Here is a 16,896-nt window from a genome sequence, read left to right as displayed (position 1 = left end):
CCGTCATCGACGGCACCCCCGGTAACATTACGCCGGCAATCCCATCAGCAGCTTACGCAACTGCGCGAAATCGGCCGGCAGATCGTGGGACAACAACGGCAGTTCGGCCCGCTGAGCCAGCGCGTCCGGCAGCGGCAGGGTCTTGCCGAGGATGGCCTCTACGCTTTCCTTAAACTTCGCCGGATGCGCCGTGCCGAGGAACAGACCGAATTCGCCCGGCTGTAGTTGATCGCGCAGCAGACGATAAGCGATGGCGGCATGCGGTTCGGACGTGTAGCCCAGCCCTTCCAGCTCGCGCATCGTCTGTTTCGTCGTCTCATCGCTCACCGCGCCGAAGCCCAGCGTTTTCAACTGCCAGTTTTTACGGCTGAACAGCTCTTCCACCCGCGGCCAGTTATTCGGCTGGCTGACGTCCATGGCGTTGGACAGCGTGGCGACCGTTTTGCCCGGCTGCCATTCGCCGCTGGTCAGATAACGCGGCACGGTGTCGTTGGCGTTGGTGGCGGCGATAAAGCGCTTGATCGGCAGACCGAGCGATTTCGCCAGCAGGCCGGCGGTCAGGTCGCCGAAGTTGCCGCTGGGCACAGAAACCACCAGCTGACGACGCTCTTCCTGCGGCAGTTGCGCCACCGCTTCAAAGTAGTAGCAAATCTGCGCCAGCAGCCGGCTGATGTTGATTGAGTTGGCCGAATTCAGCCCCAGAGCCTGCTTCAGCTCTTCATCATCAAACGCCTGTTTCACCAGCGCCTGGCAGGCATCGAAGTCGCTGTCGATCGCTACGGTGTGGATATTGCCGCCCAGCGTACAGAACAATTTTTCCTGCAGCGGGCTGATCTTGCCGCGCGGATAGAGGATCACCACGCGGACATTTTTCAGTCCGTAGAACGCGTGGGCCACCGCGGCGCCGGTGTCGCCGGAGGTGGCAGTCAGGATCGTCACCTTGCGGTCGCCGGCGACTTCCGCCAGCATCTGCGCCATAAAACGGCCGCCGAAATCTTTGAACGCCAGCGTCGGCCCGTGGAACAGCTCCAGCGCGGCAATATCTTCGCTCACAGGAACCACCGGCGCAGGGAAGGCGAAGGCGGCGCTCACCCGACGCTGCACGACTTCGGCAGAAATTTCGTCGCCGATATAAGCCGACAGAATACGGCTGCTGCGGCTGACGAAATCCTGCCGCAGCAGGTCATCGATCTCCGCCGCGTCGAATTCAGGCAGCGCCTGCGGGAAAAAGAGTCCCTGCTTACGCCCCAGGCCCTGCTTAATCGCCTGCGCAAAGCTCACCTGTTCGCTATGATCTTTTAAGTTATACAATTTCATGTGTTATCCCAGTTGTCGCGCGCCTGCGGTATCCAGACGACAAATATGAACAAAACCTTCATCATTTTGCAGATAATTCGACTGCAGCCAGTCCGCCATGCGCCGGGCGGTGTCGCCGTCATCGCAAACGGCGAACAGCGTCGGGCCGGAGCCGGAAATGCCGCACGCCAACGCGCCGATATCCTGCGCCGCCTGGCGCGCTTCGGCAAAGCCGGGCAGCAGACGGGTGCGATAAGGTTCCGCGATCACATCGGTCATCAGTTTCGCCGCCAGACGCGGCTGACCGGTATGGCAGGCGTGAATAAAGCCGGCCAGATAGCGGCCGTGACTGATGCAGTCATGGCGCACATACTGCGCCGGCAGGATGGCCCGCGCTTCGGCGGTCGACACCTTGATGCCGGGATAAGCCATTACCCACAGCCAGTCGTCAAAGGCGGGAACCGGCTGGCTGATAATGCCGTCCTCCTCCAGAATCAACTGCAGCCCGCCCAGAAAACAGGGCGCGACATTGTCATAATGCACGCTGCCGGAAATACGCCCTTCCAGCTCGCCCATCAGCGCCAGCAGACGGGTATCGTCCAGCGGCTTGCCGCAGAACTCATTCATCGCCATTAACCCGGCCACGACGGAACAGGCGCTGGAGCCCAGCCCCGAACCGATCGGCATGTTCTTTTCCAGCAACATGGCGACCGGTACTTCCCGGCCAATCTCCTGGCAGAAACGCTGCCAGCACTGCCAGACAATATTTTGTTGCGGATCGGTCGGCAGCTTACTGACAAAACGACCGGCGTTTTGCAGACTAAAACTGTCGGCGGCCGAAACCGTCACGCAGTCGCCCAGCAGCGTGCCGTCTACCGGCGAAACAGCCGCACCCAGCACATCAAACCCAACGCTAACGTTGCCGATTGAAGCCGGTGCATACACCTTAACCATATAATTAAACTCCCAACTTCCATGACAGCGTACGTAATAAATCCGCGAATACGCCGGCCGCGGTCACGTCATTACCGGCGCCATAGCCGCGCAACACCAGCGGCAGCGGCTGATAATAACGGCTATAGAAAGCCAGCGCATTCTCGCCGTCCTTCACTTTATTCAGCGGATCGTTACCGCCTACCGCGCTAATCTGCACTTTGCAGCGCCCTTCTTCGATCGCGCCGACATAACGCAATACCTTGCCTTCGCTGCGCGCCAGTTCAACCCGGCGCGCGAACTCATCGTCCAGCGACGGCAGGCGATTCATGAACGTCTCCACATCGCCGGACGCATCGAAACTGGACGGCAGCACGGACTCGACGTCGATATCGTCGAGCTCCAGCTTATAACCCGACTCGCGCGCCAGAATCAGCAGCTTGCGCGCCACGTCCATTCCCGACAGGTCGTCGCGCGGATCGGGCTCGGTGTAACCATTTTTCTTCGCCTGCTGCGTCGCTTCAGACAGCGACAGCCCCTCGTCCAGCTTACCGAAAATAAACGAAAGCGAGCCAGACAAAATGCCGCTGAATCGAATCAGCTCATCACCGGCGTTCAACAGATTCTGCAGGTTCTCAATCACCGGCAGGCCGGCGCCGACATTAGTATCGTACAGGAAACGGCGGTGTGATTTCGCCGCCGCGCCGCGAATCTGCTGATAAAAATTCATCGAACCGGTGTTGGCCTTCTTATTCGGCGTCACCACGTGGAAGCCGTCGGCAAGAAAATCCGCATACTGATCGGCGACCGCCTGGCTTGAGGTACAGTCGACAATCACCGGGTTCAACAGATGATAATCTTTCACCAGGCGAATCAGACGGCCGAGGTTGAACGGTTCATCCGCCTTCTCCAGCCCGGTCTGCCAGTTATCCAGATCAATGCCGTTGATATTGGTCAGCATGGCTTTGGAATTCGCAATGCCGCAGACGCGCAGGTCGATATGCTTCTGTTTTAACCAGTGCTGCTGGCGATGAATCTGTTCCAGCAGCGCGCCGCCGACGCCGCCGACGCCGATCACAAACACTTCCAGCACCTGATCGGTATTAAACAGCATCTGGTGCGCGGCGCGCACGCCGGTCGTCGCCACCTCATTGGCCACCACGACGGAGATCGAACGCTCGGATGACCCCTGGGCGATCGCCACGATATTAATGTTGGCGCTGGCCAGCGCCGAGAACAGGCGGGCGGACAGGCCGCGCAGCGTACGCATACCGTCGCCGACCACCGAGATAATCGCCAGCCGCTCCATCACGTCCAGCGGTTCCAGCAGCCCTTCTTTCAGTTCCAGATAGAATTCATCTTCCAGCGTTTTTCTGGCGCGCGCCAGATCGTTCTGCGGAACGCAGAAACTGATGCTGTATTCAGAAGAGGACTGGGTAATCAGCACCACCGAAATGCCGGCGCCGGACATCGCGGCAAACACGCGCGACGCCATGCCGACCATTCCCTTCATACCCGGCCCGGATACGTTGAACATCGCCATGTTGTTCAGATTGGTAATCCCCTTCACCGGGTTAGCGGTGTCGCTGCTGTCTTTACCGATCAGCGTGCCGGGCGCCTGAGGGTTGGCGGTGTTCTTGATAAGGCAGGGGATCTGGAACTGAGCGATGGGAGCGATAGTGCGGGGGTGGAGGACTTTGGCGCCGAAGTAAGAGAGTTCCATCGCCTCCTGATAGGACATCGACTTCAGCAGTCTGGCGTCCGGCACCTGACGCGGGTCGCAGGTATAAACGCCGTCGACGTCGGTCCATATCTCACAGCAGTCGGCGCGCAGGCAGGCGGCCAGCACGGCGGCGGAATAGTCGGAACCGTTGCGCCCCAACACCACCAGTTCGCCCTTATCGTTGCCGGCGGTAAAACCGGCCATCAGAATAACGTGGTCGGACGGGATGGCGCTGTCGCGAATGCGGCGGGTCGATTCGGCAATATCGACCGTGGATTCAAGGTAGTGCCCCTGCGCCAGCAGTTTTTCCACCGGGTTGATGACCGATACCTGATAGCCGCGCGCCTGGAACAGCGCCTCCATGATGGCGATCGACAGTTTCTCGCCCCGGCAGATAATGCTGGCGTTGACGCTATCCGGGCATTGCCCCAGCAGCGAGATACCGTGCAGAACCTGTTTCAACTGGGCGAATTCCTGTTCGACCACCGCCTTCAGGCGATCGAGAGCGAAGCCCGGCTGAGCCTCGGCCAGCCCCTGCAGCAGCGAAGAGAAAATGGTTTCCGCGTCCTGCAGATGGGGGAAAATATCCTGACCGGCGACCGTTTTATCGATCATTGCCACCAGATGGTTGGTGATTTTTGCCGGCGCCGATAAGACGGTGGCAACCTGCCCCTGACGCGCATTACTTTCGATAATGTCGGCAACGTGCATAAAACGTTGCGCATTTGCCACCGAAGTCCCGCCAAATTTCAACACTCGCATTTTTCATTTCTCTCCTGAATTTTTTTGCCGACAAAAACGCCGGGAGCGCTTTTGAACGCCGCTTACCGCGGCTTAATAAGGCGGCGGGCAAGGGAGCGCCCACCATAAAAAAAAACCCGCACTGTTCAGGTGCGGGCTTTTTTTAATTTTTTCTTTACGCGTCAGCCCGCACCGTTACCTGTCGTACCGGTGGTAATAATAATGATGGTGGTCATCAGGCTGAAAAGAGGCATGCTATGCATTGAGTCTCACGTTAAAAAAATTCCCGCCCTATTGGTTAAAGCAATCGCAGCATGAAGTCAATGGATTTCTGTTTTTTTCTGTCGGCGCGCCAAAACGCCGAAAATCCATCATTCACCACCAAAATGAGATTTCACAGGAATAAACGCCAAAATATTAATACGGGCAAAATTATTAACCAGCGCCGAATTATTTTTCGCTATCTTTTTCCGCCAACGCCTTTTCCGCATCGTGCAGCAAGGTATGCAGCATTGCGGTGTCGCGCTGCTCGAGCCAGCCTAAGCGCTGTTGTAGCCAGTCACGCAATTTTTCATCATCGGCGACCTGCAAACTGACCAGCAAACGGTCGACCCGCTGCCGGAGCGCAGCCAGTTGTCCAGGCTGCGCTTCGGCGACGGCAGGCGCGGCCGACTGCACCAGGCTCGCGAGCTGGTAGCAGTATACCATCACCGCCTGCCCCAGATTAAGCGAGGGATAGTCGGCCTGCATCGGCACGCCGGTCAATATATCGGCCAGCGCCAGCTCGTCATTGGTTAAACCGCTATCCTCGCGGCCGAACACCAGCGCAGCGCGGTTAATCCAGCGACGTTTTTCCTCCAGCATGCCGCCCAGCTCGGGCGGCGTGCAGAAATAGTGAAAATGCGCCCGGCTGCGCGCCGTAGTGGCGATAGTGAAATCGACATCGTGCAGCGCGGCCGACAGCGAGGGGAAGGTGACGGCGCCGTCAAGAATATCGCCGGAGCCATGCGCCACCCAGCGCGCGGCCGGCTGTTGATGCGCCAGACTGTCCACGATGCGCAATTCGGCAAACCCCATCGTTTTCATCGCCCTTGCCGCCGCGCCAACATTTTCAGGCCGCGCCGGGGACACCAGAATGATACAAAACCGCATAATACTCTCCAAAATCTGACCGATACGCGGCTGGCCGCGCCAGCGCCGCGCGCCGACGGCGCAAGCGGTCAGGATCCCAGAGTATTCGTCGGCCCGCAAGGCATGCGTATCGGCAACCGGCAAAGAGCGCTCAGGGCGAAGCGCGGCGCCGGTTGTCGGCCGGGGAGACTCGCACGCGGTCGGCCGCCTTTGGTGCGACGTATCGTTCAGCGCCGGCGAGCGGAGTATGGAGGCGCGGGCCGCCATTCATCGCCCAGCAGTTCAGGCTCGTTATAATCGACAATCCGCCGATAATGATATTCACGATCTTCGACATACAGCTGCGCCGCGATCGCCTGCGCCAGACGTCGGGCGCCGACCGAAAGACCGGGAATCAATCCCACCACATACCCATTGCTCAGATACGCGGGATAGCTAAAACAGTGAATGCGATCCAGCCCCTGCGGCGCTGACGAGCTCTTCGGCCGCAGCGAAAAATCCTCATTCAGATACGGATATTGCGCCAGTTGGTCGTTATATTGCGTCTCCGGCGGCCGAAAGGCATCGCGCCAGAGCATGATCTGTCCCGCCAGCGCCCGATATTCCGGGCACTGCGACCAGTCCAGCCGGTAACCGGTGGCAAGAATCACAAAATCTACCGGAAACGCGCCTTTCGGCGTATGTAACGTTACTCCGTTTTCCTCCTGCTGCGCCCGCAAAACCGGGCAGGCGAAATTAAACCAGGCATTGGCATGACGCGCGACCCGCAGCGTACTGCCGCGCGGCGGCGGAATCTGTTCGCTGGCGATATAGTGCGCCAGTCGCCATTTCCACTCATCCGGCAGCGAATAATAGCCCTGCTCCAGCCCTGGGCTGCCGGCCCCTTTATTTTTATTCACGCGCGGAAAATCCGCCCGGCGAATCAGCAATTCCACCGCCCCGGCGCCGGCCTCCAGCGCGGTCGCCGCCGTATCCATCGCGGCGGCGCTGCCGCCGACCACCGCCACGCGCCGCCCGTTCAGCGCGCTGTAATCGATGGGATCGGCGGCGTGGGCCCAGTAACGTCGATCCAGCGCCGTCACAAAGTCCGGGATGGCCGCGCCGCCAAACGCCGTCATCCCGACCGCCAGGACGACTTTTCGCGCCAGCACCGTCTGCCGTTGCCCGGCATGGCGCAGATCCAGTTGCACCACGCCATCATCGCGCGGCAGCAGGTTTACCAGCTCATGTTCATTGCGCACATCCAGCGCCAGCACCCGGCGATACCAGCGCAAATAATCCGCCCATTGTAAGCGCGGAATTTTGTCCAGTCTCTCCCAGGCCTGACGGCCAAACTGCGCTTCATACCAGGCGCGGAACGTCAGGGACGGCAGATCCAGCGCCGGCCCGGTCAGCTGTTTGGGAGAACGCAGCGTTTCCATCAGCGCCGTGGTAGTCCAGGGGCCTTCATCATCTTTACGGGCGCGGTCATAAAGCACCGCGTCAATCCCCGCCAGACGCAGCGCCAGAGCGGTAGCCATTCCGGCCATGCCGGCGCCGATGATAACCACATCCTGCACGCGGCCGGCAGGATGCGTTTTCTGTGCGCCACCGGTCGTCGGCAGCGCCAGCCATGCTAAATCCTGATGCAGTCGTTGCTCTAAGGCCAGGAGTCCAATCGGGGTTTCATTACGATATGCCATAGCGATTATTCTTACTCATAAAGGTTTCCGTACCGCAGCGACGATCACTTTCGCGGCGGCGGCAAATTACGCCAATCGATGTGAAGTCCGCTGGCCTGCTCACCGGCATTATCCGCCGGGGCAATCTGAGAGGGGTCGGGAATCATCTGACGGACCATGATTAAATCAGCGGCACGCCCCGTCAATGCAAGACCGCTCAACGCCAACGCCATCACATTAACGATGCGCCACAAAATCCATCATTGCCGGCTCCATCTAACTAAAAAGCAAGGTTAATAGCCCGTCTGACGACACGCAAAATCAATGCCAGTTAACGTTATCCGATGGAAAGGAAGAGCCTAAATATCGTTTGCGAATAGCTTATAATTTTACATTCACGCATAAAAACAGTGATAACCGCTTATGCACAGAATGAAATTAGCTCGCTAATAAATGAATATCCGTCGACTCAGAGCGACGAGATAATCACATAAAATTCAAATAGATAAAATAACACCATTGAAAAAAGCGCGAAAAACGACCACGAAGGGAGGTCTGGCGGCCGGGAGAAGGCGCGCGGGATAAATGGCAACCTAAAAGACACGATAAATTAACAAAATGGTCGACAATATTGCCAGCGAGATGCCGCCGGCGCATCAATATGGTTTATTCGTCGGAAATTCAATTTAACTGTCTAATAAAAACAATAAATATCAAGATATTAAATTATCTATATTGCTCTTTTTTCGAAATAAACATCAAGTCAGTTAACCATGCTGAATCGTTCAGGAAAACATTAAATTGTGACTTAAGCTGGCAATCTTATAAGTGTTTTTCACAAAATAGTTAACGTGGTACAATTAAATTTGATATATGTCAACAGAACCGTAGATTTGTTAGCAGGCAAAATCAGGCTTTACTGTTATGTCGCTGTTAATAAGGTTAAACTATGCGCCAATTCGAGTTCTGTTTAAACCTCATCACAATCTGGCGCCGGCACGATCCGCGACAGAGAGAACGTTCCTCAGGAACGCATTTATACGTACTTTAGTCAGACGGCAGGCGGAATGGCGAACGGCACCGCGGAAGCGCCTGAGATAACAACGACTTCTGTACTTCCGGTTTCTAATATTAGTTGGCAATTTTAGGTAGCAAACATGCAGACCCCGCACATTCTTATTGTCGAAGACGAGTTAGTGACTCGCAATACCCTCAAAAGTATTTTTGAAGCCGAGGGATACGTTGTTCACGAGGCCAATGACGGTGCAGAAATGCATCAGATTTTGTCTGAGAACGACATTAACCTGGTTATTATGGACATCAACCTGCCGGGTAAAAACGGCCTGTTGCTGGCACGCGAACTGCGCGAGCAGGCCAGCGTTGCGCTGATGTTCCTGACCGGCAGGGATAATGAAGTCGATAAAATCCTCGGTCTGGAAATCGGCGCAGATGACTATATCACCAAGCCCTTCAATCCGCGTGAACTGACTATCCGCGCCCGCAACCTGCTGTCGCGCACCATGAATCTCGGCAGCGTGAGCGAAGAGCGCCGCCTGGTGGAAAGCTATCGCTTCAACGGCTGGGAATTGGATATCAACAGCCGTTCGCTGGTCGGCCCTACCGGCGAGCAGTATAAACTGCCGCGCAGCGAGTTCCGAGCCATGCTGCATTTCTGCGAGAACCCGGGCAAAATCCAGACACGCGCCGAACTGCTGAAGAAAATGACCGGCCGAGAACTGAAACCGCACGACCGTACGGTAGACGTCACGATCCGACGTATTCGTAAGCATTTCGAATCGACGCCGGATACGCCGGAAATCATCGCCACCATTCACGGCGAAGGCTACCGTTTCTGCGGCGAACTGGAAGACTAAACCACCCGCCGCCGGCGTCCTGTCTATTCACCGTCAGAACGCCGGCCGGCGCCGAACGCGATAGCGATCGGCGCGATGATGTCGCCCGCGATCAGCGAGTCCAGGGCATGATCGGCACCGCGCTCAACGCGTTTTTCGGCGAACCGTCCACCAGACGATCGGAATAAGTCAGATAGACCAGCGCATTGCGTTGCCCATCGTAGAAACGCACCACCTGCAGTTTCTTAAACACCAGCGATGTCCGTTTCTGAAACACCACGCTGCCCTCTTCCTTACCGGCTTTGATGCGTTCATTCAGTTCGATCGGCCCGACCTGCTGGCAGGAAATAGCCGCATCCGCCGTGTCCTCGGCCAGACCCAGCCCGCCCTTGATGCCGCCGGTTTTAGCCCGGCTGATGTAGCAGGTCACGTTTTTGACTTCAGGATCGTCAAAAGCCTCCACCACAATTTTGTGGTCCGGCCCAAGCAGTTTAAATACGGTATCCACCGAGCCGATCTCTTCGGCCTGCGCGAAAGAGGCAGATAGCCCCAGTAAGCAGAACCCCATAAACCACGTTTTCTTTATCATTGATACCTTATCCTTAATCAATCGCATCTGGCGGCGGAGGCCGGCCAGGCTCGTCGGGTTCACAAAGAAAGAATAACGGAACAAAATGTTACAAACCTTAACCTTTGTGAAACTGAATCAATCTAAAGCAGTACCCCAGTCAAAAAATTGCTATTATGTGCAAAGAAACTTTTGGTGCACCGTTTGTTCTGCTGAGGAAGATCTATGGATCAAGCCAGTATTATACGAGATTTACTTAACTGGCTGGAAAGCCATCTGAACCAACCTTTATCTCTGGACAATGTGGCCGCAAAAGCAGGATATTCCAAGTGGCATTTGCAAAGAATGTTTAAGGATGTCACTAACCATTCCATCGGCTCCTATATTCGCGCACGCCGCCTGACCAAGGCCGCCGTCGCCCTATGTCTGACCAGCCGCCCGATTCTGGATATCGCCCTGCAGTATCGTTTCGACTCGCAGCAAACCTTCACTCGCGCCTTCAAAAAGCAGTTCGCTCAGACGCCGGCGTCCTATCGCCGCGCCGATGACTGGAACACCGCCGGGATTCATCCGCCGATTCGCCTTGGAGAGTTTACCCTGCCCCAGCCGGAGTTTATCACGCTGCCGGATATCCGGCTGGTGGGCGTGACGCAGACCTACAACTGCACGCTGGAACAGATCTGTAATTTCCGTACCGATATCCGCATTCAGTACTGGAAGCAGTATCTCGGCAATCCTAAAACGTTGCCGCCCACGCTGTACGGCCTGCATCATTCGCGCCCGGGCAAAGAACAGGATGAGCATGAGGTGCTGTACACCACGGCGGTAGAGCCTGAATACCTGTCGGACGATATACTGCCCGGCCACGATGTCGTCCTGCCCGGCGGCGATTACGCGCTCTTTGTCTACGAAGGGGAAACCGACGGCCTGCAGGACTTCATTATTTCGCTGTACGATACCTGCCTGCCCACGTTTCAGCTTACGCGCCGCAAAGGCTATGACGCCGAACGCTTCCATCCGCAGCACACCCCGGACGGCAGCCCGCCCGAGCGTATCCGCTGCGAATACCTCATCCCGGTCCGCCGCTGATTAACGCTGCAATTCGTCCAGCGCCGGAGCGTCCAGATGGGAAACATCTCCGGCCGTTTCCACCACCCAGCCTGAGGCCAGCCAGGGACTCTGCTGGTGATCCAGCCGCGACAGCGAGCAGTTGCGCAGCCGCAGCCGCCGCTCGGCCCAGGCCGGCAAACCGAGGACGGTGCCGACCAGACAGCCCAGCGCGATACCATGGCTGACCAGCAGCGGGCGGCTGTCCGCCGGCAGTTCAAGGCAGCTATCCAGCGCCGCGCGCATACGCTGCGCCAGCTCGCTCAGCGATTCCCCTTGCGGGATTCGTCCGTCGGGCGTACCGTCAACCAGTTGCTTGCGCCACGCCTCTTCTTCGCCGTTCAGCGAATCGATATAGCGCGTCTCCAGCACGCCCATATCCAGTTCGCGCAGGCGGGCATCGACGGTCACCGGACACGAACAGGCTTGAGCGATAATGGCGGCGGTCTGACGCGTCCGCCCCAGATCGCTGGTGATAATGTGCGTAATGCCGAGGGATTTTGCTCGCTGGCCGACCAGAGCGGCCTGATGCTCGCCGTTCGCCGTCAATAAACTGTCCGACTGCCCCTGAATACGTCGAGCCGCATTCCATTCCGTTTCGCCGTGGCGAACAAGATAGACCTGTAACATGGTGATTTTCCGTTATACTGCGTCAAATTAACTAATAGAGTGCGAACCTGTTATGTATCACGTCGTCGCTACAACTACCAATCCGGCAAAAATTAAGGCGATTACCTTAGCATTCTCCGACGTCTACGGCGCGGACAACTGCCGCATCGAAAGTGTGGATGTCGACAGCGGCGTGCCTAATCAGCCACTGGGCTCCGTCGAAACCCGCACCGGCGCCCGCAACCGGGTCATGATGGCTCGACAGGTACGGCCGGAGGCCCATTTTTGGGTCGGCGTCGAAGCCGGCATTGAAGAAGGAATGACGTTCGCCTGGATGGTGATCGAAAATGCCCACCAACGCGGCGAGTCTCGCTCCGCCAGCCTTATTCTGCCAGAAATTATCTTACAGGGGATCCAGCAGGGGCGCGAATTAGGCGATGAAATGGCGCAGTTGACCGGCCTCAGCGATATCAGCCGGCGCGGCGGCGCAATCGGCGTGTTTACCAACGGACGCCTGTCGCGCACCAGCGTGTATCATCAGGCGCTGCTGCTGGCGCTGGTGCCGTTCCATAATGCGGTTTATCAGCCGGCGCCGGTCAAAATCAGCTAACGCGACGAGTCCGAATCTGGGCCCGGATCCAAATCCACAGGCTCTTGCGTCAACAGGTGCGTCTCCAGCCAGTTTTTCAACTCTGGCGGCGCCGATTTCAGGCTATTTGAGCCGCGGGTAATGGTGGCGATCCCCGCGCCCAGGTAATTCTTCAGTTCGCGCTGGCTCATTTCCCCACGCATCAATTCCTGAATAATCCGCACCCGGGTGCCCAGCGCGGCGCGCTCATCCGCCGTCAGCAACAGCTGCAGCAGCGGATAGTTCAGATCGTCAGCAACTGACTGACGCAGCAGCGTCATAAAATGCTGCCAGTCTTCATTCGCCTGGTCCGAAAGCGCGGGATCGAAAAGTGATAACGGTGTCATAACAGGCTGCCATACTCTTTAACTAGTACGGCAGCATAACACAGATCGCCGGCGCGTCACGATGACCCGCCCGGCCGCCGGGTGAAATTAATAGCGGCGCTGCCATTCCGCATCGGTTAGCACGCTGGCCGGCTGATGCAGGAAATGCCGGTAAAACACATCGTAAGCCAGCACGTTTTTCACATAGCCGCGGGTTTCCGAAAACGGAATGCTTTCGATAAAGGCGACGGCGTCAATGCGTCCGGCGCTGCTTTCCAGCCAGCGATTAACGCGCGACGGCCCGGCGTTGTAAGCTGCGGAAGCCAGTATGCGGTTGCGCCCGAACATCTGATAAACATAGTCCAGGTAGGCGGTGCCCAGCGTGATGTTGGTCTGCGGATCGAAAAGCTGGCTGCTGTTGAGGTAGCCGCCGATGTTGTTCATCTCCGCCGTATGCTGAGCGGTGCGCGGCATCAGCTGCATCAGCCCGCTGGCGCCGACCGGCGAGCGCGCCTGCGGATTCCACGCGCTCTCCTGACGGGCGATCGCCATCGCATAGCTTTGGTTGATGCCTTTATCCTCGGTGGCGCGCCGGAATTCATCCCGCCACGCCAGCGGGAAGCGCTCCTCCAGGTGATCCCAGAGTTTACCGACGATGGTCGTCTGTACGCTGAGATCGGCCCAGCCCTGATCGAACGCATAGCGCGCCAGCGCCTCCTGCTGCGGCTTACTGCGGCTGGCCACCAGGCCGCTCCATTCACGGCGCGCCAGATTATCCATCTGCCAGTACATCAGCTCGCGCACCCGCGCGATCTCCGCCAGCTGCGTCAGGGCGCTGTCGGGCCGGGCGGCCTGCGCAATACTCACCGGCCAGTTGATATTCAGTTTCTGCGCCGCCGCCATCGGGTAGAACCCGCGCGCATTGGTCAGCTCGCGCAGCATCGTCTCCCCTTCCTGCAGTTTCCCCTGTTCCAGCAACAGAACCGCGCGCCAGTAGCGCCATTCATCCTTCTGCAGCGCCTCGGCCGGCAAACGCGTCAGCCAGTCCGCCAGATCCTTGCGATCGCCGCTGCCCAACGCCATACGCACCCGCCGCTCCAGCAGGGCGACGGACTGGCTGCGACGCACCACGTCGTCGCGCCAGCCGGCCTGTTCCGCGGTAACGTCCGTCCCCATCAGACGCCAGGCTATCGCCTCCGTCATCGCCTGGCGCTGCGCGTCACTCATTTTTTGCAGACGCGCCACCACCGGCAGCATTGAGCGGGCCTCATCCGCCGACTGGCGCGCGACGCGGCTGAAAGCGACCAGCGTCGCCTGGCGGGTGAAATCGGTCGGACCGACCGACCGGGCAAAGCCCTCGACGCTGGTCGGATCCTGCTGCAGCCTGACCAGCGCCTCGCCCATCGTCCGATAGTCGGCCGGCAACTGCTTCGCCAGATACGTCACCAGCCCGCTGCTGCCTTCATTCAGCGCCAGACGCATACGCTCCAGCGTGACCAGCGGCGTTTGCTCGCCGGCCTGCTGCCAGACGCTGAATAAACGATCGCAGGCCGACGGCAACGAACGGCCGGTCAGCCAGATCTCGCGCGCGGCCGGCCAGACCGACTGACGCTGCCCGTCCGCCCACTGGGCATAATAGTAGTTGCAGCGCGCGGCCACCGGCTTCGGCGCCTGCGGGCTGAAGCGCAGTATCCCCGCCCAGTCCTGGCGGCGCGCCAGTTCGTTGACGAAAGTGGCGTGAAGATTCTGCGCTACGGGCAGCGTCGGATGCGCGGCGATAAACGCGCCGATTTGCTCAGCGTCGACCTGAGACAGGTTCTGCGTCAGAGCGCGGTACTCCAGATAGGGATACAGCGGGTAATCACGCAGCGTCGGCATCAGTTGCGCCACCACGTCCTGTTGATTATTGTCCCATGCTTGCTTTACCTGTTGATAACGCTGGCGCTGTTCATTCAGCGAATCAGCCTGCGCCGCCATCGACAACCCCGTCAGACAGAGCGCCGCGACCACGACGCGCCAGGAACCCACTTTAACCATAACCTGCACTATCCTCATCATGATGTGACGTTTTACCGCCGAAACCGCGCCAGACGGAGATTCAATCGATTTTAGGTTGCGGGCAGACGGTAAGCGAGAGAATTCCCGGCCGCCGACGCAAATAACGCCGGAAACCCGCGCCTGCCGCAACGCGACGGGCGCGGCGCAGTTCTGACCCTTTGACCTCATCTTGCCGCAATCGTCACATCCGGCCCGCGATAAATCAGCGTTTAAGTGTGGCACATCATGCTGTATAGCGATACGTTAGCCGCGGATGTGCGCTGCGCGACGCGCGTCACGAAGCAGAAATGCGTACTGACCGGCGCCCGGCAAACACAGGGATGGCTGGGATCGGATCACGAAACCCGTTACACTCCACAGGCGAAGACGAATTTACCGGGCTGCCCGCGGGCGGGCCGGCACAACGATGCCTGCCCGGCGCCTGACGCGGGGCAGGATAACAACCATCAGAGAGAGGCTCAGAGCAACGTGGCTCAATACGTTTACACTATGCACCGCGTCGGAAAAGTGGTTCCGCCGAAGCGTCATATTCTGAAAAACATCTCCCTCAGTTTTTTCCCCGGCGCCAAGATTGGCGTGCTGGGGCTGAACGGAGCCGGTAAATCGACCCTGCTGCGCATTATGGCCGGCATTGATAAGGATATTGAGGGCGAGGCCCGTCCGCAGCCCGGCATCAAAATCGGCTATCTGCCGCAGGAGCCGCAGCTCAATCTGGAGCAGACGGTGCGCGAAGCGGTGGAAGAGGCGGTGGCCGACGTCAAACAGGCGCTGACCCGCCTGGACGAAGTTTACGCGGCTTATGCCGATCCCGACGCCGATTTCGACAAGCTGGCTAAAGAACAGGGCGAGCTGGAAGCGATCATTCAGGCGCACGACGGCCATAACCTGGATAACCAGCTGGAACGCGCCGCCGACGCGCTGCGCCTGCCGCCGTGGGATGCTATCATCGCCAATCTGTCCGGCGGTGAACGGCGCCGCGTGGCGATTTGCCGCCTGCTGCTAGAAAAACCGGATATGCTGCTGCTGGACGAACCAACCAACCACCTCGACGCCGAATCCGTCGCCTGGCTGGAACGCTTCCTGCACGACTATGAAGGCACCGTGGTCGCCATCACCCATGACCGCTACTTCCTCGATAACGTCGCCGGCTGGATTCTGGAGCTGGACCGCGGCGAAGGCATCCCGTGGGAAGGCAATTACTCCTCCTGGCTGGAACAGAAAGATCAGCGTCTGGCGCAGGAAGCTTCGTCCGAAGCCGCCCGCCGCAAGTCGATCGAGAAAGAGCTGGAGTGGGTGCGTCAGAATCCGAAAGGCCGCCAGGCGAAGGGCAAGGCCCGTCTGGCTCGCTTCGAAGAGCTCAACAGCACCGAATATCAGAAGCGCAACGAAACCAGCGAACTGTTTATTCCACCCGGCGCGCGTCTGGGGGATAAAGTGCTTGAAGTCGACGGCCTGAGCAAATCCTACGGCGACCGCCAGCTGATCGATAATCTGTCGTTCACGCTGCCGAAGGGCGCCATCGTCGGGATTATCGGGCCGAACGGCGCGGGTAAATCCACCCTATTCCGTATGCTGTCCGGCAAAGAGTCGCCGGACGCCGGCAGCATTACGCTGGGCGAAACCGTACAGTTGGCCTCGGTCGATCAGTTCCGCGACAACATGGACAACGGCAAAACGGTGTGGGAAGAGGTTTCCGGCGGGCAGGACATTATGCGCATAGGCAACTTTGAAATCCCAAGCCGCGCCTACGTCGGCCGCTTCAACTTTAAAGGCGTCGATCAGGGCAAACGCATCGGCGAGCTGTCGGGCGGCGAACGCGGCCGCGTTCATCTGGCCAAGCTGCTGCAGGTGGGCGGCAACATGCTGCTGCTCGATGAACCGACCAACGACCTGGACATCGAAACCCTGCGCGCGCTGGAAAACGCCCTGCTGGAGTTCCCGGGCTGCGCGCTGGTCATTTCCCATGACCGCTGGTTCCTCGACCGTATCGCCACCCATATCATCGACTATCAGGATGAGGGTAAGGTGGAATTCTTTGAAGGCAACTTCACCGAATACGAGGAATACAAGAAGCGCACCCTGGGCGCCGATGCGCTGGAACCGCACCGCATCAAATATAAGAAGATGACCCGCTAGTATTGCCGCAGGCCCGCACCGCGGGCCTCAGACTGATGACAACGTTCGTTGCCAGGGGAAACGCGGCGAGGGGCCCTGGCTGCATTAACCGCCGGAGCGCCCCCCCGGTGCGGCAGGCCCGGCTAT

Annotated in this window: 13 protein-coding genes and 1 other annotated feature; of the genes, 4 read left to right on the top strand and 9 right to left on the bottom strand. The window is 58.6% G+C overall.

Translation table 11 applies throughout. The features are described from left to right. Nucleotides 1–27 precede the first annotated feature (27 nt). The 5 genes from thrC to FJU30_RS03350 all read right to left on the bottom strand — a co-directional run bounded on the left by thrC (nt 28) and on the right by FJU30_RS03350 (nt 7,506). Nucleotides 28–1,317: a threonine synthase gene (gene thrC, locus FJU30_RS03370; RefSeq protein ID WP_150433648.1), complete on the bottom strand. Its 1,290-nt coding sequence runs from the start codon at nt 1,315–1,317 to the stop codon at nt 28–30. Between the two features lie 3 nt (nt 1,318–1,320). After that, nucleotides 1,321–2,250 carry a homoserine kinase gene (gene thrB / locus FJU30_RS03365; RefSeq protein ID WP_150433649.1) on the bottom strand — a complete coding sequence of 310 codons (930 nt, stop codon included), beginning with the start codon at nt 2,248–2,250 and terminating at the stop codon, nt 1,321–1,323. Between the two features lie 4 nt (nt 2,251–2,254). Then, entirely contained in the window at nt 2,255–4,714 is a 2,460-nt protein-coding gene (gene thrA / locus FJU30_RS03360) for a bifunctional aspartate kinase/homoserine dehydrogenase I (RefSeq protein ID WP_150433650.1), read from the bottom strand. Nucleotides 4,715–4,819: 105 nt separating this feature from the next. After that, nucleotides 4,820–4,940, bottom strand: a sequence feature (Thr leader region). Nucleotides 4,941–5,143: 203 nt separating this feature from the next. Then, the gene (locus tag FJU30_RS03355) at nt 5,144–5,845 is read right to left on the bottom strand and encodes a tRNA/rRNA methyltransferase (RefSeq protein WP_150433651.1); all 702 of its coding nucleotides are present in this window, start codon (nt 5,843–5,845) and stop codon (nt 5,144–5,146) included. Nucleotides 5,846–6,051: 206 nt separating this feature from the next. Further along, nucleotides 6,052–7,506, bottom strand: a complete 1,455-nt coding sequence (locus FJU30_RS03350; RefSeq protein WP_150433652.1) for an FAD-dependent oxidoreductase — start codon at nt 7,504–7,506, stop codon at nt 6,052–6,054. Between the two features lie 1,136 nt (nt 7,507–8,642). Here FJU30_RS03350 and arcA point away from each other — a divergent pair. Continuing rightward, nucleotides 8,643–9,359, top strand: coding sequence for a two-component system response regulator ArcA (arcA, locus tag FJU30_RS03345; protein ID WP_150433653.1), 717 nt, complete (start codon nt 8,643–8,645; stop codon nt 9,357–9,359). Between the two features lie 91 nt (nt 9,360–9,450). On the opposite strand, the gene creA is transcribed toward arcA, so the two are convergent. Then, nucleotides 9,451–9,927 (bottom strand): protein CreA, encoded by a 477-nt coding sequence (gene creA / locus FJU30_RS03340; protein WP_395858501.1) that lies wholly within the window; start codon nt 9,925–9,927, stop codon nt 9,451–9,453. Nucleotides 9,928–10,131: 204 nt separating this feature from the next. On the opposite strand from creA, the gene robA reads away from it, so the two are divergent. Then, nucleotides 10,132–10,995: an MDR efflux pump AcrAB transcriptional activator RobA gene (gene robA, locus FJU30_RS03335; protein ID WP_150433654.1), complete on the top strand. Its 864-nt coding sequence runs from the start codon at nt 10,132–10,134 to the stop codon at nt 10,993–10,995. Here the strand turns inward: robA and gpmB are convergent, their stop codons facing one another. Further along, on the bottom strand, nt 10,996–11,643 hold the full coding sequence (gene gpmB, locus FJU30_RS03330; RefSeq protein ID WP_150433655.1) for a 2,3-diphosphoglycerate-dependent phosphoglycerate mutase GpmB: 648 nt from the start codon (nt 11,641–11,643) through the stop codon (nt 10,996–10,998). It lies immediately after the preceding gene. A 52-nt stretch (nt 11,644–11,695) separates the two neighbouring features. Between gpmB and yjjX the strand changes: the two genes are divergently transcribed. After that, nucleotides 11,696–12,232, top strand: coding sequence for an inosine/xanthosine triphosphatase (gene yjjX / locus FJU30_RS03325; protein WP_150433656.1), 537 nt, complete (start codon nt 11,696–11,698; stop codon nt 12,230–12,232). On the opposite strand, the gene trpR is transcribed toward yjjX, so the two are convergent. After that, a complete protein-coding gene (gene trpR, locus FJU30_RS03320; protein ID WP_150433657.1) occupies nt 12,229–12,597 on the bottom strand; it encodes a trp operon repressor in 369 nt (122 codons plus the stop codon). The genes yjjX and trpR overlap by 4 nt on opposite strands. A gap of 87 nt (nt 12,598–12,684) precedes the next feature. Then, nucleotides 12,685–14,613, bottom strand: a complete 1,929-nt coding sequence (gene sltY / locus FJU30_RS03315) for a murein transglycosylase (RefSeq protein WP_150433658.1) — start codon at nt 14,611–14,613, stop codon at nt 12,685–12,687. Between the two features lie 489 nt (nt 14,614–15,102). Here sltY and ettA point away from each other — a divergent pair, with 489 nt between their 5' ends. After that, nucleotides 15,103–16,770: an energy-dependent translational throttle protein EttA gene (gene ettA, locus FJU30_RS03310; protein ID WP_150433850.1), complete on the top strand. Its 1,668-nt coding sequence runs from the start codon at nt 15,103–15,105 to the stop codon at nt 16,768–16,770. Nucleotides 16,771–16,896: the final 126 nt, after the last annotated feature.

The organism is Affinibrenneria salicis (genome assembly GCF_008710095.1).
The sequence above is the reverse complement of the archived record's forward strand: the minus strand, read 5'-3'. Positions and strand labels throughout refer to the sequence as shown.

What these genes read in the sequence shown, in the direction of transcription:
- thrC (WP_150433648.1), bottom strand. Translation starts at nt 1,317, where the DNA reads ATGAAATTGTATAACTTAAAAGATCATAGCGAACAGGTGAGCTTTGCG.
- thrB (WP_150433649.1), bottom strand. Translation starts at nt 2,250, where the DNA reads ATGGTTAAGGTGTATGCACCGGCTTCAATCGGCAACGTTAGCGTTGGG.
- thrA (WP_150433650.1), bottom strand. Translation starts at nt 4,714, where the DNA reads ATGCGAGTGTTGAAATTTGGCGGGACTTCGGTGGCAAATGCGCAACGT.
- FJU30_RS03355 (WP_150433651.1), bottom strand. Translation starts at nt 5,845, where the DNA reads ATGCGGTTTTGTATCATTCTGGTGTCCCCGGCGCGGCCTGAAAATGTT.
- FJU30_RS03350 (WP_150433652.1), bottom strand. Translation starts at nt 7,506, where the DNA reads ATGGCATATCGTAATGAAACCCCGATTGGACTCCTGGCCTTAGAGCAA.
- arcA (WP_150433653.1), top strand. Translation starts at nt 8,643, where the DNA reads ATGCAGACCCCGCACATTCTTATTGTCGAAGACGAGTTAGTGACTCGC.
- creA (WP_395858501.1), bottom strand. Translation starts at nt 9,927, where the DNA reads ATGATAAAGAAAACGTGGTTTATGGGGTTCTGCTTACTGGGGCTATCT.
- robA (WP_150433654.1), top strand. Translation starts at nt 10,132, where the DNA reads ATGGATCAAGCCAGTATTATACGAGATTTACTTAACTGGCTGGAAAGC.
- gpmB (WP_150433655.1), bottom strand. Translation starts at nt 11,643, where the DNA reads ATGTTACAGGTCTATCTTGTTCGCCACGGCGAAACGGAATGGAATGCG.
- yjjX (WP_150433656.1), top strand. Translation starts at nt 11,696, where the DNA reads ATGTATCACGTCGTCGCTACAACTACCAATCCGGCAAAAATTAAGGCG.
- trpR (WP_150433657.1), bottom strand. Translation starts at nt 12,597, where the DNA reads ATGACACCGTTATCACTTTTCGATCCCGCGCTTTCGGACCAGGCGAAT.
- sltY (WP_150433658.1), bottom strand. Translation starts at nt 14,613, where the DNA reads ATGGTTAAAGTGGGTTCCTGGCGCGTCGTGGTCGCGGCGCTCTGTCTG.